Origin of the sequence: Levilactobacillus sp. (assembly GCF_022646225.1) — a bacterium.
Lineage (GTDB): Bacteria > Bacillota > Bacilli > Lactobacillales > Lactobacillaceae > Levilactobacillus > Levilactobacillus suantsaiihabitans.
Window position 1 is genome coordinate 397,523 of the sequence record NZ_JALCJA010000004.1, and the last position, 16,907, is coordinate 414,429.

Here is a 16,907-nt window from a genome sequence, read left to right on the forward strand (position 1 = left end):
CGCCAGTGAACGGCAAGGTGCCAGTACGGGCAGTGTCGCCAAGAACAACTCGTTTAATCAAATAAATTTAGCGCTACTGCGAAGCCACGATGGCCGAACGGTAGCGCTTTTTGGTATGGACCACTGCAAGTCTCCAGAAATCTTCACAAATTTCCCAAATTCTATACAAAACTTTTCGTAATAATAAGTATACGGTAATTGATATGATGACTCATTTATATAACGGAGGAAAATAACATGAAGAGAAAAGAGATGACGAAAATTCACTTAACAGCGCAGCAGGGCTTGACGGCTCGCCAGGCGCAGGAACGTCTGGACCAGTTTGGCGCGAACCAACTGGTGGCTGCGAAGAAACCGGCGTTGTGGCGGCAAGTGGTGCGGCATTTAAGCGACGTGTCCTCATTGGTTTTACTGTTTGCGGTGGGGCTGGCCAGTTACATGGCCCTATTTCAAGGGGGCGGCTGGACCAAGACGATTGTGATCGGGTCCATCTTGGTCATCAACGTGATCATTGGGTTGTACCAAGAAGCCTCGGCGGAAAAGGCTTTGGCTGCCTTACAATCCATGAGCCTGCCCACGACGACGGTGCGCCGGGACGATATTGCGCAGACACTACCCGCTAAAGACGTGGTGCCAGGTGACCTGGTGCTCTTAAAGGCGGGGGACCAGGTGCCGGCCGATGGGGTCGTACTCCAGAGCACCAATTTGACCGTCGACGAAGCCGTTTTGACGGGGGAAAGTGTGCCGGTGGCTAAGGAAAAACTGACGGACCCCACGGCTGCGGCAGAAACACAACAGGTCTTCTCCGGAACGGCGGTGACGGGCGGGACGGCAATCATCCAGGTCGTGACGACCGGAATGGCTACAGAATTGGGCCAAATCGCGGGGCTGTTGAACAAGACTAAGAAACGGGCCACGCCACTTCAAGGGCGGTTGAACCGCCTATCCGGTTGGCTGACGGCCTTTGCCGTGCTCGGTGGCCTGGTGATCTTTGCTTTGAGCATTTGGATGCAAAATCAAGGCCTAGCCGACAGTCTCATGATTGGGATTTCCCTGGCCGTGGCGGCGGTGCCGGAAACGTTGCCAATCATCGTGACCATTAGTTTGGCCCACGGCGTGAAGCGCATGGCTAAGCGCAATGCCATCATGCGGCGGGTCAATGCGGTAGAAACCATTGGCGGCGTGGACGTGATTGCTTCCGACAAGACGGGGACGTTGACGCAAAACCAGATGACCATCACGCGTTACTGGACCCCCAACACGCAAAATGCCTTGGCGGCCGAAGACTTGTCGCCGGCGGGTGAGCAGCTGATGCGCTACCTGGGATTGGCCACTAATGCGGAGATCCAACTGGTTGATGGTCAAGAAGAAACGATGGGTGACCCCACGGAACTGGCCATCGTGCGTTGGCTCAAGCAACACGACCGGAGCCGGCAAGCATTTGAAAAACAAGCGCCCCGGTTGGCCGAAGATCCTTTCGACTCTACCAAAAAGACCATGGCGACGATTCACCGGCTCTCCGATGGCCAGCAGTTGGTCATCGTGAAGGGGGCCTTTGACCGACTACCAATTGCCTGGGAAACGGGTCAGTTGGCCCAAGCACAGGCCATGCACGACAGTTTCGGCCAACAAGCCTTGCGGGTCCTATCGGTGGGCTACCGGGTCATGCCAGCCACGCAGACGCACGACTGGGCGGAACTGACGCAAGGGCTGAAATTCGCGGGGCTGGTCGGCATCATTGACCCACCGCGGCCAGAAGTGATTCCGGCCATTCGTGAGGCGAAACGTGCCGGGATCAAACCCGTCATGATCACGGGAGACCACATGGTGACGGCCGAGGCCATTGCCAAGGAAATTGGCCTGTTGACGCCGGGACAGTTGGTTATGTCGGGTGACGAATTACGGACACTGACGGATGCCCAGCTCGACGACCAGATCGCCGACATTGCGGTCTACGCTCGGGTGTCACCGACGGACAAGATTCGCATCGTCCAGGCCTGGCAACGCGCCGGCAAGACGGTGGCGATGACGGGTGATGGGGTCAACGATGCGCCGGCCCTAAAGGCGGCTGACGTGGGCATTGCGATGGGCATCACCGGTACGGAAGTCTCAAAGGGGGCGGCCGACATGGTCTTAACGGACGACAATTTTGCCACGATCATTGCGGCGGTGCGTGAAGGCCGGACGGTGTACCAAAACATCTTAAAGGCCGTGGAATTTCTGGTGGGGGTCAACTTCGCTCAAATCTTCCTGATGGTCGGCGCCGTGCTCATGGGCTGGGGCGCACCGTTACTGGCGGAGCAGCTCCTATTGATCAACGTGTTAGCCGACGGCATTCCAGGCTTCTACATTTCCCGCGAGCCGGGTGAAAAAGAAGCCATGGCCCAACCCCCGGTGGCCAACGACGAGAGCCTGTTTGCCCGGGGACTCGGTGGCCGTTTGGCTGTGCGGGCCGTGACCTTTACCGTACTGACGCTGGGTATCTATGCGCTGGGACGCTTCGGTTTATCTAACGGGCAAGCCACACTAGGCATGACGATGGTCTTCTTGGTGCTGGCGGTGGGGTCGATGATCGACATTTACGCCATCAAGGACCGTCAACCGTTGACACGGCAAAGTCTACGACGGAATCCGACGCTGAACGTTTCCATGTTACTCGCGATTGCCTTGGTCCTGGCGATTGCCACGGTACCGGGCCTGCAGGGAATGTTTGGCCTCGTGAGCTTACCAGCAGTGGCTTGGCTGATTGTGATTCCGGCGATGTTCTTACCGACGCTGGTCTTGGAGATTGCCAAGCGCTGGCAGCGGCGTGACACGCAAAATTGGCTAGTAGAAACTGACTAGGGCTAGCAAAGTGAACGGTTATCAAAAAAACGGTGTCGTCCCGAGGTGGGAGACACCGTTTTTGTATGGGTTGATTTAGGTGTTGAAGGTTGAAAGTAACATTAACGTGCTGATTGCCGTAATGACGGTGTTCCGACACCTAAAATTGGGGAAACCAGGCGCCTGCGTCAGGCTAGGGCGGGGCCTGCTCTGGGAACATCTCTACCCTGAGGAGTGGTCTTCCGGGACGGCTGCCTTCATCAATGCAGCACCTATCTGGGGTTAAGGCAACTGTTGCTGGCAAGCACTACCTTAGCCGAGAGTTCGCCAAATATGGGTTCAGCCGTGGGAGTTGTCTTAGTGGCGCGGTTCATGCCGCTTAGACAACTGGCGTCTTTGAGACGTGTTTCTCGGCTCAAAGCGAGGCGTCGAGACCGTCCTTTGGCTCGACCCGTCCGCCCCAGCGTTCCAACCCATATTTGGCGAACGGTAGGCGGCCAGTTCGCATTGTGAGGCTGTAAACGACTATTTTGACGCCAGGAGTTGCGTAATGACAATAGTTTCGGAACCTTCAGTTAGGCGTAAGCAATGGGCGCCAACCGTACGTAACGCGCATTGATGTAGGCAGCCGGGCCAATCTGGTACCAGACCAGCTGCTGGTCATCCACGACGCGACCGCGGATATCCAAGGCTTCACCGTGTTTCAGCTGGCCAGCCGTTTCGCCGTATGGTTCACGATAGATGGACACCGCTTGATGGGGGATGTAATCCACCGTGCCGATGCGGGCAAAGGCTTGAGGGTGCCATTTGGCAGGTGCTGGCAAATGCAGGTCAATGAATTGGTGGTCGCGGCGGACGGTCTCTTGGGCCCGGAGCCACTGTTCACCACCGAGGTTGTACCACTCATCGCCGTTGGTCAGGGTGATGACCATGAACAGGCGCCAGAGTGAGTCGGTTGGAAATTGGTAGCCGTACGCCCGACCGTTGGGTTCGTCGTAGACTTGGTGGTCGCTTTGCAAGAAGACAAATTGGTGAACGCGCTGAACCGTTTGCCAGGAATCGCGCCGGTAGTAGTAGACCACTTGGCCAGGTTGGTCGGTAAAGGTGCCACGTTGCTGACCTTGAGCCTGGAAAATGTGGTAGTTGGTCACGGGCGGTGGGGTCAGTGAAAAGGGCGTGCCTAAGCGTCCTCGTAAAATCGAAGGTAGCTGTAAGAGCCGACCGGTATCGTAATCCACCAGGTAGCTGATGATGGGCTGGCCCCAGTGGCGCACGTAGACCAAAGTCGTCAGGCCGTATTCGCTGAGATAGGTCTGCGTGAAGCCGTGGACGTCGCGTAAAGCGTACCCCGGGATCTCCGGAAAGCGAAAACGCACGGTGTGATGGAGCTTTCCGGTAAGCACCAGTGCTGGTTGTAGCGGTCGGTCTTGGTCATCGACTAGCCGAACCACTAAGGTGGCGGTAACCGGCGGCTGGGTGGTTATGGCCGGTGTCGGCTGAGGTGTCGGGGACACGGGTTGCGGCGTGGGGGTCAAAGGCGCCGGAGTGGTCGGTGGCGTCACGGGTGCGTCAGGTGGCGTCACCGGGGCCGCCCGGCGTTGTGCGTGCCGCGGTCGATGTTTCGGCGGTCGCGCCGGTTCGATCACCCGCCGTAACCAGTCAAAAAAAGCCATGTCCTTTCACCTCCAGAAGTTTCGTTAAAACCAGTATACCGCATTCTGCAGCCCGATTGCAGACCCTAATTGCAAAACGCTTCCATGACAGGTAAAAAAGTTGTTGGGAATAGGGGTGGGGCTGGTCGCCAAACCAGTTACCTGCGGCTGCCAGGGGGTCCGCCTGCTCTGGGGGACACCTCCTACCAAAGTTAGAGACAAACAAAAACGGCAACCGCCCACAGGCAGCTGCCGTTTCATCACGCTTATTTCGTATTGGTATCGTCCGTCTTGGATGCGGCAGCGTCGGCCTGGTTGGCTTCGTTGTCAGCAGCTAAGACGATCTTACCGTCTTCGATCTTGGCCACGAGATTCTTGACGTCCGCGTGATCCAGGTAGAAGTCGGCAATCCGATCTTCAATCTCTTCTTGGATGACCCGCCGTAATGGCCGAGCCCCCATGGCTGGATTGTAGCCCTTAGTCACAAGCTGTTCCTCAACTGGTTCTGTGACGTGGATGTGCAGCCCTTGAGCGGCTAACATCTGGTTGACGTCACCAATCATTAAGTCAACGATGTGCATCAAGTTTTCCTTGCTCAAGGCATTGAATTCGATGATATCGTCAAACCGGTTTAAGAATTCTGGCTTGAAGTAGTTGGTTAAGTTACCCAGAACAGAGTGCGTCTTGCCTTCAGCGGCAGCCCCGAACCCAACGTTGGCTTCGGCGTCACCGGTCCCGGCGTTACTGGTCATGATGATCAGCGTATCCTTGAAGGAAACTGTCCGTCCTTGAGAATCGGTCAGACGACCGTCGTCCAGAATTTGTAAGAACATATTCATGACGTCGGGGTGGGCCTTTTCAATTTCGTCCAGCAGAACCAAGGTGTATGGGTGGCGACGAACTTGTTCCGTCAATTGGCCAGCTTCTTCATAGCCGACATAGCCAGGTGGTGACCCGATCAACTTAGAAATGGAATGTGGTTCCATGTATTCAGACATGTCAAAGCGAATCATAGCCTCCTGGGAGCCGAAGAGTTCATTGGCCAATTGCTTGGCTAATTCCGTCTTCCCGACACCAGTAGGACCAACGAAGAGGAAGGACCCGATTGGCCGGCCCGTGCCGTTTAACCCAATGCGGTTCCGGCGAATGGCCCGGGCAACCTTGTCCACGGCCTCGTTTTGACCGATGACGTGCTTTTCCAAATCTGTTGGGAGGCTTTGCAGTTGATGTTGTTCCTTAGCTGCCAGTTCCCCAACTGGGATAGACGTCTTTTCTTCGACGATGTCTTGCATGTCTTTAACGGTGACCGTTGCCGACTGGTTTTGATCAGCGTTCTTGGCGTCTTCCTTAGACTTTTCTAACTTGTTGACTTGATCACGGTAGTAGGCGGCTTTTTCGTAGTCTTCCTGCTTCAAAGCGGCCTGCTTTTGGTCCTCAGCACTCTTGATCTTTTCATCAATGGCCTTAGGATCAGCCACGTTGATCGTCAAATTCTTCCGTGAGCCGGCTTCATCCAACAGGTCAATGGCCTTGTCAGGTAAGAACCGGTCTTGGATGTAACGATCGGACAACCGCACGGCCGCCTCAATGGCGTCATCCGTGTAGTGAACGTGGTGGTAATCTTCGTACTTCTTTTGGATGCCTTGTAAAATCTTGATGGCTTCATCAGCGCTCGGTTCGTCGACCGTGACCGGTTGGAACCGCCGGGCGAGGGCTTGGTCCTTTTCAATATCTCTGTATTCATTTAAAGTCGTGGCCCCGATGAGTTGGAAGTCACCCCGTGCCAAAGCGGGCTTCAAGACGTTACCCGCGTCCATACCACCTTCAGCGTTGCCGGCACCCATGATTTCATGGATTTCGTCAATGAAGAGGATGATGTCCGGATTACTCTGGACTTCCTTCATCAGTTGTTGCATCCGTTGTTCAAATTGCCCGCGGATCCCGGTTCCTTGAACCAAAGAGACCACGTCCAACCGAATAATTTGCTTGTTGGCTAATTTTTCAGGAACGTTGCCTTCAACAATGCGTTCCGCAAGGCCTTCGATGACGGCCGTCTTCCCAACACCGGCTTCCCCAATCAAAACGGGGTTGTTCTTGGTCCGGCGGTTGAGAATTTCGATGACTTGAGCCGTCTCCTTGTCCCGACCAATGACGGGATCAACCTTACCGTCCTTTGCCAGCTGGGTCAGGTTCAAGCCGTACTGACTGAGTAGGCCATTGCCCTTACCGCCGTTGTTGCCGGTCGGTTGGGTCGGTTGACCAGGCTGCGCACCGGATTGCCGGTAGTCAGCTTGTTCATTGCCGTTGCCGCCTTGCATTGCCCGGAAAATATCATCCAGGTTGCCAAAGCCGAATGGATCTTGTGCCATACGGCCACCTCCATTTCCAGAATCGTTTTGTTGCTGCTTAAGCAGTTGGTAACAATTTTGGCATAGGTCAACTTGTTGCCGCTGCCCGTTCACGCTCATGTACAGGTGAATCGTTGCTTCATTGCGGTGGCAATTTTGACATAGCATCTTGTCGTCTCCTTTCTTGCCTGGAATTCTCGTGGGAGCTCCCCACGCAGGTCCGTTCGAAAGGGTTTGACCTTTCTTGACCATTGACCACATTATACCGCGTTCGCGTCCCCGTGCAAGTAATTTGTTTCGGGGCACAAGCGGTGCAAAGTGGGGCATCTCCAGCGAACATTTTCATTCTAGCACTCTCCTAGGTAGAATGCTAAAATCACCACTTGAAAACGGCCAAATCTTGCAAAACGGGGTACTTTTGGGCGGTCAATGGTTGGCAGGTTCCCCGGGGAGTGGGGGCCGTTGGTGGCGAAAAATTGCCGCGGACCGGCGTAGGGGCGGCCACCAACCTTGGCGCAGCCGATAGCGTTGCGGCTGAATGGTTTAAGGGTTGGCGACCTTACTAACGATGTTAACTAGAAGTTGAAGCTAAAGTTAATGCGTTGGTTGCCGTAACAGCTGTGTTCTGACACCTAAAATTGGCGAACGGTAGGCGGCCAGTCCACATTGTAAGGCTGAAAGCGACTACTTTTGACGCCATGAGTCGCATGATCATCATAGTTCCAGTTGATTTTCGCCTTTCACCCTTCAGCGGTGTTAAGATGAAAGAGTGGTGTGACCGGGTAAAACCGGGTATACTGGAAGTCTTAGGTCAGCGGAGCGAAGGTGGTCAGCCGGCGAACGTCCAGATGGTCGCTTGAGCCCATGTTGGCTATTTTCAGATGATGCTAAAGAGGAGGCAGAAAAAATTGGCAAAAGATTTTACCGCGCTGATGAATCAGCTCAAGAATAAGGAACTGGATGAATTTGAAGTGACCCCGGAAGAATTTCCCGCCTTTCAAAAAGCCTTCATGGCCTTTGAAACCCGAAAACGGGTCGTGGGTCAAGCCCACAAGGGGGGCAAGCTCATCTACCGTTACGATGATGGCGGCAAAAATGATGCTGAATCATGATTATTTGATGTAAGCGGTTCATGAATGCTTGTAATTTGGGGTTGAGATTGATATTCTTAGAAGGTAGGCGTAACTCACAAAATGGTTGTTTGACCCATGCGCAAGGTCGAGGTGAGTCACGTTCGGCAAGAAATCAACCTAAGCTTAAAGGAGATCGATCAATTATGGAAAAACGCGAATTTCGTGTCACTGCAGAAACTGGTATCCACGCCCGTCCAGCAACGTTATTAGTACAGGCTGCTAGCAAGTTCAACTCAGAAGTTAGCTTACAATACCAAGACAAGTCCGTTAACTTGAAGTCCATCATGGGCGTTATGTCCTTAGGTGTTGGCCAAAACGCCAGCATCACCATCACGACTGACGGCGACGATGAAGCAGATGCCATGAAGGCAGTGGCTGAAACGTTGAAAAAAGAGGGTTTATCTGACTAATGAGAGCGATGCTCAAGGGAATTGCCGCCAGTGATGGGGTGGCTTGCGGCCGGGTTTACCGGTTTGTTGAACCAGACCTGCGCGTTAAAAGACGGTCAATCACTAATCTTGATTACGAATTAAATCGATTCCATCAGGCCCTTGAAGCAGCCGTCTCAGAAGTCGAGACGATTAAAACTCGAGCAACTAAAAACCTGGGCGCTGATAGTGCCCAGGTTTTTAGTGCCCACATTGAGATGCTCCAGGACCCGGAATTCATTGGGGCCATTGAAACCCAAATCAAGACCGAACACATCAATGCCGAAGTGGCGTTGGCCGGTGTAGCGGCGACTTACGAGACCAAATTAAAGGCCCTGACCAGTACGTATATGCAAGAACGTGTCAGTGATTTGCATGACGTGACTAAGCGACTCACGGCCCATTTGCTCGGGGTGCGCTTGCCTGACCTGGCGTTACTGAAGGAACCCGTGGTTGTGGTCACCCATGACCTGATTCCCAGCGACACGGTTTCGGTCGATGCCAAGTACATCCTGGGGTTCGTCACGGACCTGGGTGGCCGGACGTCCCACTCGTCGATCTTAGCGCGGTCGTTGAATATCCCCGCAGTCGTGGGGACCCAATCGGCGACGACTGAGTTACAGGAGGGGGCGACGGTCATCGTTAACGGCTCGCGCGGCACGGTCATCAGTGAACCGACCAAGCCGGAGCTGGCGATGGCCAAGCAAGCCATGCAGGACCGCACGGCGAACATGAAACGGCTCGCGACGTTGCGGCATCACACCACGACCAGTCAAGATGGCATGGGGGTGGTGTTGGCGGCTAACGTCGGCACGGTCAATGATCTCCCCAATATTTTACAGAATGGGGCGGAGGCAATTGGCCTCATGCGCACGGAGTTTCTCTACATGGATAGCGATCAGCTCCCCACGGAAGATGAACAGTTCGTGGCTTATCGCCGGGTCGTTCAATCCTTAGCGCCGCGACCGGTGGTGATTCGGACGCTCGATATCGGGGGCGATAAGCCGTTGCCGTATCTGAAGCAAAAGCCGGAAGCCAACCCCTTCTTGGGAGCCCGAGCGATTCGGCAGAGCTTGGCGCACCAAAACATCTTCCGTAGTCAGCTACGGGCCTTGTTGCGGGCCTCGGCTTTTGGGAATCTGCGGATCATGTTTCCAATGATTGCCACGCTAGACGAGTTGCGCCAAGCCAAGGCCATTTATGATGATGAGCGGACCAAACTGACCGCGGCCAAGGTGCCCATGGGGAAAGTGAAAGTGGGCATGATGGTCGAGGTCCCCGCGGCGGCAATGCTGGCGGACCGGTTTGCCCAAGAGGTCGACTTCATGAGCATTGGGACCAACGACCTGATTGGCTACACGATGGCCGCGGATCGCACGAACCAAGACGTGGGGTACCTGTACCAGCCGTACCATCCTGCGATTTTGCGGTTGGTCGACCGGATCATCACGGCCGGTCACGCGGCGGGGATTCCTGTGGCGATGTGCGGCGAAATGGCCGGCGACCCGATTGCGGTGCCCCTGCTATTGGGGATGGGCTTAGACGAGTTTTCCATGGGCGCGGGGTCGATCCTAAGGACACGACAGCTGATCAGTCAGCTAAACGCCAAGGAACTCCAATCTCTCGTTGAGACGGTCTTAAACTCAGCCAGCACTAGCCAGGAGGTCGTGACGATGGTCCAAGCGGCGGTGCCTGATGTGTTGAATCAAACGGATTAATATAGAAAAATTAAAAGAGTGTGCAAAAAGGCGATTAGCAGCCTTAAGCGGAACCGGCTGTCTTTTGGCGCACGTTTCAGCTATGTAAGGGTAGCACGAAGAGCCTGGGAGGTCTGTCCCAGGCTCTTATTTTTTATGGTGGGGGAAGGGGTGGTGAAATCAGGAACCTACGTCAGTCTGAGGTGAGGCTTGCTGGGCGGACGGTAAGGCGGCCAGTTCCACTTACCACTGTAGTCGCAATGTGCAACAATTAATTTGCCCGCAACTGCCGTTGTAGTTTGCAATCACCTAGGCAAACCCATATAATTATGATGATTGTAAAATGCGTAGTACCTGACTATTTAGCCAAAACACAAGACGCAAGGGGGATTGGCAATGAACATTGGCATATTTACGGATACCTATTTCCCTCAAGTGAGTGGGGTCGCGACGTCCATTAAGACGCTGCGAGATCAATTGGAAAAACAGGGGCACCAAGTCTACATTTTCACGACCACTGATCCACACGTGGAGAAGAACGTGTATGAACGCAACGTGTTTCGGTTCTCGAGTATTCCGTTCGTGTCGTTTACGGACCGCCGTATCGCGGTACGGGGACTGTTTCAGGCCTACCAGATCGCTAAGGAGTTGAATCTGGACGTGGTCCACACCCAAACGGAATTTTCGATGGGGTGGATCGGTAAGTTTGTGGCCCGCAATCTGGAGATTCCGTGTCTGCACACTTACCACACCATGTATGAAGACTATTTGCATTACGTGGCCAACGGGAAGATCTTAAAGCCCGTTCACGTTAAACAGGGGACATTGGCGTTTTGTTATCACTTAACTGGCGTGGTGGCGCCTAGTGATCGGGTGCTGACGACCTTGACGGATTATGGCGTCAAGGCGCCGATCCGGGTAATTCCGACCGGGGTCAACTTGCACCAATATGAGCAACCCGACACGGCCAATTTGCGCCGGCAGCTGGGCTATGCCCCGGACACCCCGGTCATCTTGTCGCTGAGTCGGTTGGCTTATGAGAAAAATATCAAGGCCAGCATCACGGCACTGGGCCGTATCTTGGAACAAGTGCCCAATGCCCAGCTCCTGATCGTGGGGGATGGTCCGGCCAAAGAAGACCTGGAGGCGCAAGCTCAGGCATCGGGGTACAACGACCACATTACCTTTACCGGTGAGGTCAACAACGATGAGGTCTTTCGTTACTATCACATGGCTAACGTCTTTTTGTCGTCCTCGGATTCCGAATCCCAGGGGTTGACGTACATCGAAGCCATGGCGGCCGGAACCAAGATCGTGGTCATGACCAGCCCGTACACCGACGAGTTACTGTCGAGCCGGACACTGGGGGTCACGTTTACGACCCAAGATGAGATGGTGACCAATGTCGTGGATTACCTGCTACACGGGGATGAAGAGCAGGATCCGGACCTGCTGGCGCGCAAATTGGCGGAGATTTCCGCGGATACGTTTGGCCAACACATCATTGAGTTTTATCAAGATGCCCAGGCGAGCTACGAGCAGTCGCACGAGGATACCCCGGATTTTAGTGATTAGAGGAGTTATTGAATGTTAAAAATCAACATGTTTTCTGCGGCTGATTCCGTCAAGGGTCAGGGTGTGGGGAGTGCCTACAACGAACTCATGAATTTACTGGCGACACGGTTGGACCAAGACTTCGACGTGTCGGTGAACAGCTATCGCCGAGTCGACTTGACCCATTACCACACGATCAATTTTTCCTACTACCTGTCGACGTTTCTGCCCCATCGTGGGCGCAAGATTGGCTACGTCCACTTCTTGCCCGAGACCTTGGAGGGGAGTCTCAAGATCCCTCAACCGTTCCGGGCGATTTTTTACAAATACGTGATTGCTTTCTATAAACGTATGGATCACATCGTGGTGGTCAACCCGACCTTTATTCCCAAGCTGGAAGCAGTCGGGATTCCGGCCGATAAGGTGACCTATATTCCCAACTTTGTGAGTCGTACGGAATTCTATCCGGTCGATGCCGACCAAAAGCTGGCGTTGCGCCACCAGTATCACTACGACGCGCACCGCTTCACGATTTTGGGCATTGGCCAGATTCAGGAACGCAAGGGGTTGTTTGATTTTATCAAATTAGCTCGCAACAATCCGGACTTGCAATTTATTTGGGCCGGGGGTTTTTCCTTTGGCCGGATGACGGATGGCTATGCCGAACTCAAGAAAGTCGTCGATGACCCGCCGGCCAATTTAAGCTTCCCGGGGATCGTGGACCGCGACAAGTTGGTGGATTACTATGATCTGGCAGACCTGTTCTTATTGCCGTCATTTAACGAGTTGTTCCCCATGTCAGTGCTAGAAGCCTTTAGTACCGGGACGCCCGTCTTGTTACGTGATTTGGACCTGTATCAGGCCATTATTGCGGGGGACTACCAACCGGCCAAGGACTATGCGGAAATGGATGCGCAACTCAAACGCTTGCCGCACGACACCGCCGCGCTGGCTGAACTGCGGCAAAAGAGTCTGGCCGCGGCTGAGCGTTACTCCGAAGAACACCTGGCGACGATTTGGCGGGCGTTCTACACGCAACAAGCAAAAGAGGGGTAAGGGATGTCACGACGAAATAAATGGGTCTTAGCCTTAATGTTTCTGTTGGGGATCGCCATCTTCGCGTACTCCCTACGTGACATTAAATTTTCTGTTTTAGTCAATGATTTTGTGAATATCAACTTCTGGTGGTTCGGGGTGGCCATCTTGTGTATGGCCATTTACCTGGGGTTAGAAGCCTGGATCGTTAAGGTGTTTATCTCCGATCGCATCAGCGGGTTCACCTTTAAGGATGCCCTGCGGATTCCCATGGTCGAGCAGCTGTTTAATGGCATCACACCGTTTTCTTCCGGTGGGCAACCGGCTCAGCTGATTGCATTGATGCAAACCGGCGTGGATGCGGGGAAGGCCAGTTCGGTGCTCTTGATGAAGTTTGTGGTCTATCAATCGATGATCGTGATCAACTTCTTAATTGCGCTGGTCATCGGCTTTCACAGCATTCAAGACAAGCTCCACGCGCTGGCCTGGCTGGTGGTCTTTGGGTTCACGATTCACTTGGCCGTCATCATTGGCCTGTTGATGGTGATGTTTTGGCATGCGTTTACCAAGAAATTGGTGGGGGTCATCCTGACGCCGATGAAGTGGTTCATGAAGGCCGAACGCTTCGACCGCATGGCAGCCAACATCAATGGGAAAATCGACTCCTTCTATGCGGAGAGTGTTCGAATCAGCGGGCAATGGAAACTCATGCTGCGGGTTTTTGTGATTACCTTTTTCCAGCTGATGTTCTACTACCTGATTCCGTACTTTATCATGCTGGCGCTGGGGTATACCACTGCCAACATCGTCATGGTCACGAGTCTGCACATCTTAATCGTGATGGTCATCTCCCTCTTTCCGATTCCCGGTGGTTCCGGGGGAGCGGAATACAGTTTTGAAATGATCTTTAGAAGCTACATCTCGTCGAACAGTAAGTTGGTGTTGGCCATGATCTTGTGGCGGCTGCTGACCTATTACCTGGGGATGCTGGCGGGCTTAGTGGCCATGGTGATTCGTCCCGATAAGGTCCATGAGACCCCTAGTCAACGCCAGAAATCTGGAAATGATTGAGATTTTCTGGATTAGGGCGTGCCATAGTGGCCTAAGTTTGGTAAAATCATTAGTGAAAGCTAGAAAGGGGACCAACCATGGAAGAATCTCAACTGATTGGCATCATTAATCGCTTGAAGGCGATGCAAGAGGATGCTACCGACGAGCCACAACCCCGTCGTTTTGAAAAAGAAGGCGTGGAACAAGCAACGGTCGTATTTAACCAATTGACCCACACTTACACGTTAACAGAACATAATCCGGAAACGACCTTTGAGTTTGATAACATTGATTTAGTGGCTATCGAATTATTTGATTTACTGACGGATAACTAATCACAAAACTATGGGTGCCATAGTTTTGTTTTTTTTTAGAAAAATATGGGGGTGGTTGGGCCCATCCCTTTCTAGAAATGGGCTTACCCCTGGGCGTTTTCGACCCAAGTGCGGGCACGGAATCACTGGCAAACCCCGTTCGGTGGGTGTGACGTTTTTATGATTAAAACTTGAATTTTTTCAAAGGTTCTGTAATCAGATTGATTACCCGCTAATATCCGCTATACTGTAGTGATGTTAATTACTTTGTGGAGGCTGTCTCATGGCGAACTTTTTTAAACGGAACATGAACTGGATCAATACCCGCATGGGCTTTTTCCTGTTAACCATTGTTCTCTTCTGGGCAAAGACTTACATTGCCTATCAAACTGAATTTACGTTAGGAGCCAAAGGAAGTGTGCAGCAGTTTCTACTGTTCATCAATCCGGTGCCGGCAGCGCTGCTGGTTTTTGGGATTGCACTTTACTTCCGGGGTCGACTGGCCTACTGGCTGATGATGATCATCAACGTGTTGGAATCGACCTGGATCTTTGCGAACGTCTTGTACTATCGTGAATTTTCAGACTTTCTGTCCTTCGGGATCATGAAGGGCTCCAGTGATGTGGGCAATAACCTGGGCAAAAGCCTGGCACAGATCACCCATGTCTATGATTTTTTTGTCTATATCGATATCGTGATCCTGATCATCCTGCTAGTGACCCACGTGATTCGGATCGACCCGCGGCCGTTTAAGCGGCGGTACGCCTTTGCAATCACCGTATTGTCGTTTGGCCTGATGTTTGCCGAATTTGGCATGGCTAACGCGGACCGGTCCGGCTTGTTGACGCGGACCTTTGACAATAACTACATTGTTAAATACATGGGGCTGAACGAGTACGCGGCGTTTAACGCGTATCAGACGCAAAAGGAAAGCGCCACGCGGGCCAGTGCCAATGCCAGTGATATGAAGAGTGTGCTGAAATACCTGAAGCAAAATCGGGTCAGCCCGAACGTGTCGTACTATGGCAAGGAAAAGGGCAAGAACGTCTTCATCATTCACCTGGAAAGCTTCCAGCAATTCCTGATCGACTATAAGGTCGATGGTAAGGAAGTGACGCCGACCCTCAACAAGTTCTACCATAACCAGAACACCTTGTCGTTCGACAACTTCTATAACCAAGTGGCCCAAGGGAAGACGTCTGACGCCGAAATGATGCTGGAAAACTCGCTGTTTGGGTTGCCCCAAGGGTCAGCAATGACGACCTACGGGACCCAAAACACGTTCCAGGCTGCACCGGCGATCCTGAGCCAAGAGGCAGGTTACACTTCGGCGGCATTCCATGGGGATGTCCCGAGCTTCTGGAACCGGGACAACACCTACAAGTCGTGGGGGTACCAATACTTCTTTAGTTCTAGCTACTATAAAGAGAAGTCGGGTTATAGCATCGGCTATGGGCTGAAGGATAAGATCTTCTTCGAACAGTCAGCCAAGTACATCGAACAGTTGCCACAACCGTTCTATGCGAAATTGATCACGCTGACCAACCACTACCCGTATGAGTTAGATAAGAAGAACACAGACTTCCCAGCCACCAAGACCGGGGATAAGACCGTGGACCCATACGTTCAGACAGCCCACTACCTGGATCAGGCCTTTGCGGAATTCTTGACCTACCTGAAGAAGGTCGGCCTGTACAAGAACAGTGTCATCGTGGCCTATGGGGACCACTACGGGATCTCCAATAACCACCGGCCAGCGATTGCCCAGCTGTTAGGCAAGGACAAGGTCACTAGTTTCGACTTGGCCCAATTTCAGAAGGTGCCGTTCATGATTCATGCGACGGGACTCAAGGGTGGCATTAAGCACACGTACGGGGGCGAGATCGATGTGTTACCGACGTTGCTAGACCTGTTAGGGGTCAAGAACACGGATACGGTCCAATTTGGGCAAGACCTCTTGGCTAAGGACCGCAATCAAACGGTCGCCTTTAGAAATGGCAACTTTGTCTCGCCGAAGTATACCAAGATCGGTGGGACCGTCTACGATACCCAGACGGGAAAGGTCCTGAAACTGACGGCGGCCCAAAAGAAGGTCGTGGCGCAGATGCAAAACCACGTTACCACGGAACTCTCGTTGTCTGATCGGGTCATTTATGGGGATTTACTGCGTTTCTACAAGCCGAAGGGCTTCAAGAAGGTGGATAAGACTGACTTTACCTATAAGTACAAACCAGCGATGGAAAAGCTCGCTGAGGCGGAAAAAACGGAAAAGACCAGTGCGTTGGTGAAGAACCACAACAAGACGACCACCTATAAGACAGATGCACCAGAATTGAAGTAGTATTATCAGACCCCGCTCACACGATAGAAGGTGTGAGCGGGGTCTTTGCTATTTTTAGGGGACGCACGGTGTGAAGGTAGACCGCTTGAAGACCATTTCCGCGGGCTTTTTGCGGGGTGCTGATGAATATTGTGTCATCCGGCTGAAAATAATTTCAGTAAATATTCATTTTCCCCTTGACCGGAGCCGTGGATATTGGTAAACTATTTTTTGTTGTCAAATACGCAAACGAGCGTTACGGCGACAACGATGAATCGAGATTCAAGAAATTGAAAAAAAGGCTTGACGGTCTTAGCAATTCTTGATATAGTAGTAATCGTTGTTAAAGAATATTTATTCAATTAGTTGCAGCAAACATCAATATTTATTCAAAAAGATGTTTAAAAATTGGTTGACATGATTTTGACAACATGATATACTTTAAAAGTTGTCACGGAGCGATTGCTTCTCTGATAACTTGGTAGACCTTTGAAAACTGAACATTGTTTCGACAAACCAAATATGTGTAGGGCGGTTTGATACTTGGTATCAA

11 protein-coding genes are annotated in these 16,907 nt (G+C 52.6%); 9 read left to right on the forward strand and 2 right to left on the reverse strand.

Features of this window, described 5'->3' with window-relative positions:
• The first annotated feature begins 237 nt into the window (after nucleotides 1-237).
• Nucleotides 238-2,844 (forward strand): cation-translocating P-type ATPase, encoded by a 2,607-nt coding sequence (locus tag LKH74_RS08780; protein ID WP_434737633.1) that lies wholly within the window; start codon nucleotides 238-240, stop codon nucleotides 2,842-2,844.
• A gap of 554 nt (nucleotides 2,845-3,398) precedes the next feature.
• On the opposite strand, the gene LKH74_RS08785 is transcribed toward LKH74_RS08780, so the two are convergent.
• Together LKH74_RS08785 and LKH74_RS08790 are read right to left on the reverse strand one after the other, a co-directional pair.
• Nucleotides 3,399-4,496 (reverse strand): MucBP domain-containing protein, encoded by a 1,098-nt coding sequence (locus LKH74_RS08785; protein ID WP_287708282.1) that lies wholly within the window; start codon nucleotides 4,494-4,496, stop codon nucleotides 3,399-3,401.
• Nucleotides 4,497-4,741: 245 nt separating this feature from the next.
• Nucleotides 4,742-6,991 (reverse strand): ATP-dependent Clp protease ATP-binding subunit, encoded by a 2,250-nt coding sequence (locus tag LKH74_RS08790; RefSeq protein ID WP_287708283.1) that lies wholly within the window; start codon nucleotides 6,989-6,991, stop codon nucleotides 4,742-4,744.
• A gap of 740 nt (nucleotides 6,992-7,731) precedes the next feature.
• Between LKH74_RS08790 and LKH74_RS08795 the strand changes: the two genes are divergently transcribed.
• The 8 genes from LKH74_RS08795 (at nucleotide 7,732) to LKH74_RS08830 (ending at nucleotide 16,375) form a co-directional block, all read left to right on the forward strand.
• On the forward strand, nucleotides 7,732-7,935 hold the full coding sequence (locus LKH74_RS08795) for a hypothetical protein (RefSeq protein ID WP_287708284.1): 204 nt from the start codon (nucleotides 7,732-7,734) through the stop codon (nucleotides 7,933-7,935).
• A gap of 164 nt (nucleotides 7,936-8,099) precedes the next feature.
• A complete protein-coding gene (locus tag LKH74_RS08800) occupies nucleotides 8,100-8,366 on the forward strand; it encodes a phosphocarrier protein HPr (RefSeq protein ID WP_125574792.1) in 267 nt (88 codons plus the stop codon).
• Nucleotides 8,366-10,102, forward strand: coding sequence for a phosphoenolpyruvate--protein phosphotransferase (gene ptsP / locus LKH74_RS08805; protein ID WP_287708285.1), 1,737 nt, complete (start codon nucleotides 8,366-8,368; stop codon nucleotides 10,100-10,102). The genes LKH74_RS08800 and ptsP overlap by 1 nt, the downstream gene beginning before the upstream one ends.
• 375 nt (nucleotides 10,103-10,477) lie before the next feature.
• Nucleotides 10,478-11,656: a glycosyltransferase family 4 protein gene (locus LKH74_RS08810; protein ID WP_287708286.1), complete on the forward strand. Its 1,179-nt coding sequence runs from the start codon at nucleotides 10,478-10,480 to the stop codon at nucleotides 11,654-11,656.
• Nucleotides 11,657-11,668: 12 nt separating this feature from the next.
• Nucleotides 11,669-12,691 (forward strand): glycosyltransferase family 4 protein, encoded by a 1,023-nt coding sequence (locus LKH74_RS08815; RefSeq protein ID WP_287708287.1) that lies wholly within the window; start codon nucleotides 11,669-11,671, stop codon nucleotides 12,689-12,691.
• A gap of 3 nt (nucleotides 12,692-12,694) precedes the next feature.
• Nucleotides 12,695-13,741: a lysylphosphatidylglycerol synthase transmembrane domain-containing protein gene (locus LKH74_RS08820; RefSeq protein ID WP_135368994.1), complete on the forward strand. Its 1,047-nt coding sequence runs from the start codon at nucleotides 12,695-12,697 to the stop codon at nucleotides 13,739-13,741.
• 77 nt (nucleotides 13,742-13,818) lie between these two features.
• Nucleotides 13,819-14,055 (forward strand): YkuJ family protein, encoded by a 237-nt coding sequence (locus tag LKH74_RS08825; protein WP_125574787.1) that lies wholly within the window; start codon nucleotides 13,819-13,821, stop codon nucleotides 14,053-14,055.
• Nucleotides 14,056-14,317: 262 nt separating this feature from the next.
• Nucleotides 14,318-16,375, forward strand: a complete 2,058-nt coding sequence (locus tag LKH74_RS08830; protein ID WP_287708288.1) for an LTA synthase family protein — start codon at nucleotides 14,318-14,320, stop codon at nucleotides 16,373-16,375.
• The last annotated feature ends 532 nt before the right edge of the window (nucleotides 16,376-16,907 follow it).

Coding starts and splice junctions, on each gene's coding strand:
- LKH74_RS08780 (WP_434737633.1), top strand. CDS start 238: ATGAAGAGAAAAGAGATGACGAAAATTCACTTAACAGCGCAGCAGGGC.
- LKH74_RS08785 (WP_287708282.1), bottom strand. CDS start 4,496: ATGGCTTTTTTTGACTGGTTACGGCGGGTGATCGAACCGGCGCGACCG.
- LKH74_RS08790 (WP_287708283.1), bottom strand. CDS start 6,991: ATGCTATGTCAAAATTGCCACCGCAATGAAGCAACGATTCACCTGTAC.
- LKH74_RS08800 (WP_125574792.1), top strand. CDS start 8,100: ATGGAAAAACGCGAATTTCGTGTCACTGCAGAAACTGGTATCCACGCC.
- ptsP (WP_287708285.1), top strand. CDS start 8,366: ATGAGAGCGATGCTCAAGGGAATTGCCGCCAGTGATGGGGTGGCTTGC.
- LKH74_RS08810 (WP_287708286.1), top strand. CDS start 10,478: ATGAACATTGGCATATTTACGGATACCTATTTCCCTCAAGTGAGTGGG.
- LKH74_RS08815 (WP_287708287.1), top strand. CDS start 11,669: ATGTTAAAAATCAACATGTTTTCTGCGGCTGATTCCGTCAAGGGTCAG.
- LKH74_RS08820 (WP_135368994.1), top strand. CDS start 12,695: ATGTCACGACGAAATAAATGGGTCTTAGCCTTAATGTTTCTGTTGGGG.
- LKH74_RS08825 (WP_125574787.1), top strand. CDS start 13,819: ATGGAAGAATCTCAACTGATTGGCATCATTAATCGCTTGAAGGCGATG.
- LKH74_RS08830 (WP_287708288.1), top strand. CDS start 14,318: ATGGCGAACTTTTTTAAACGGAACATGAACTGGATCAATACCCGCATG.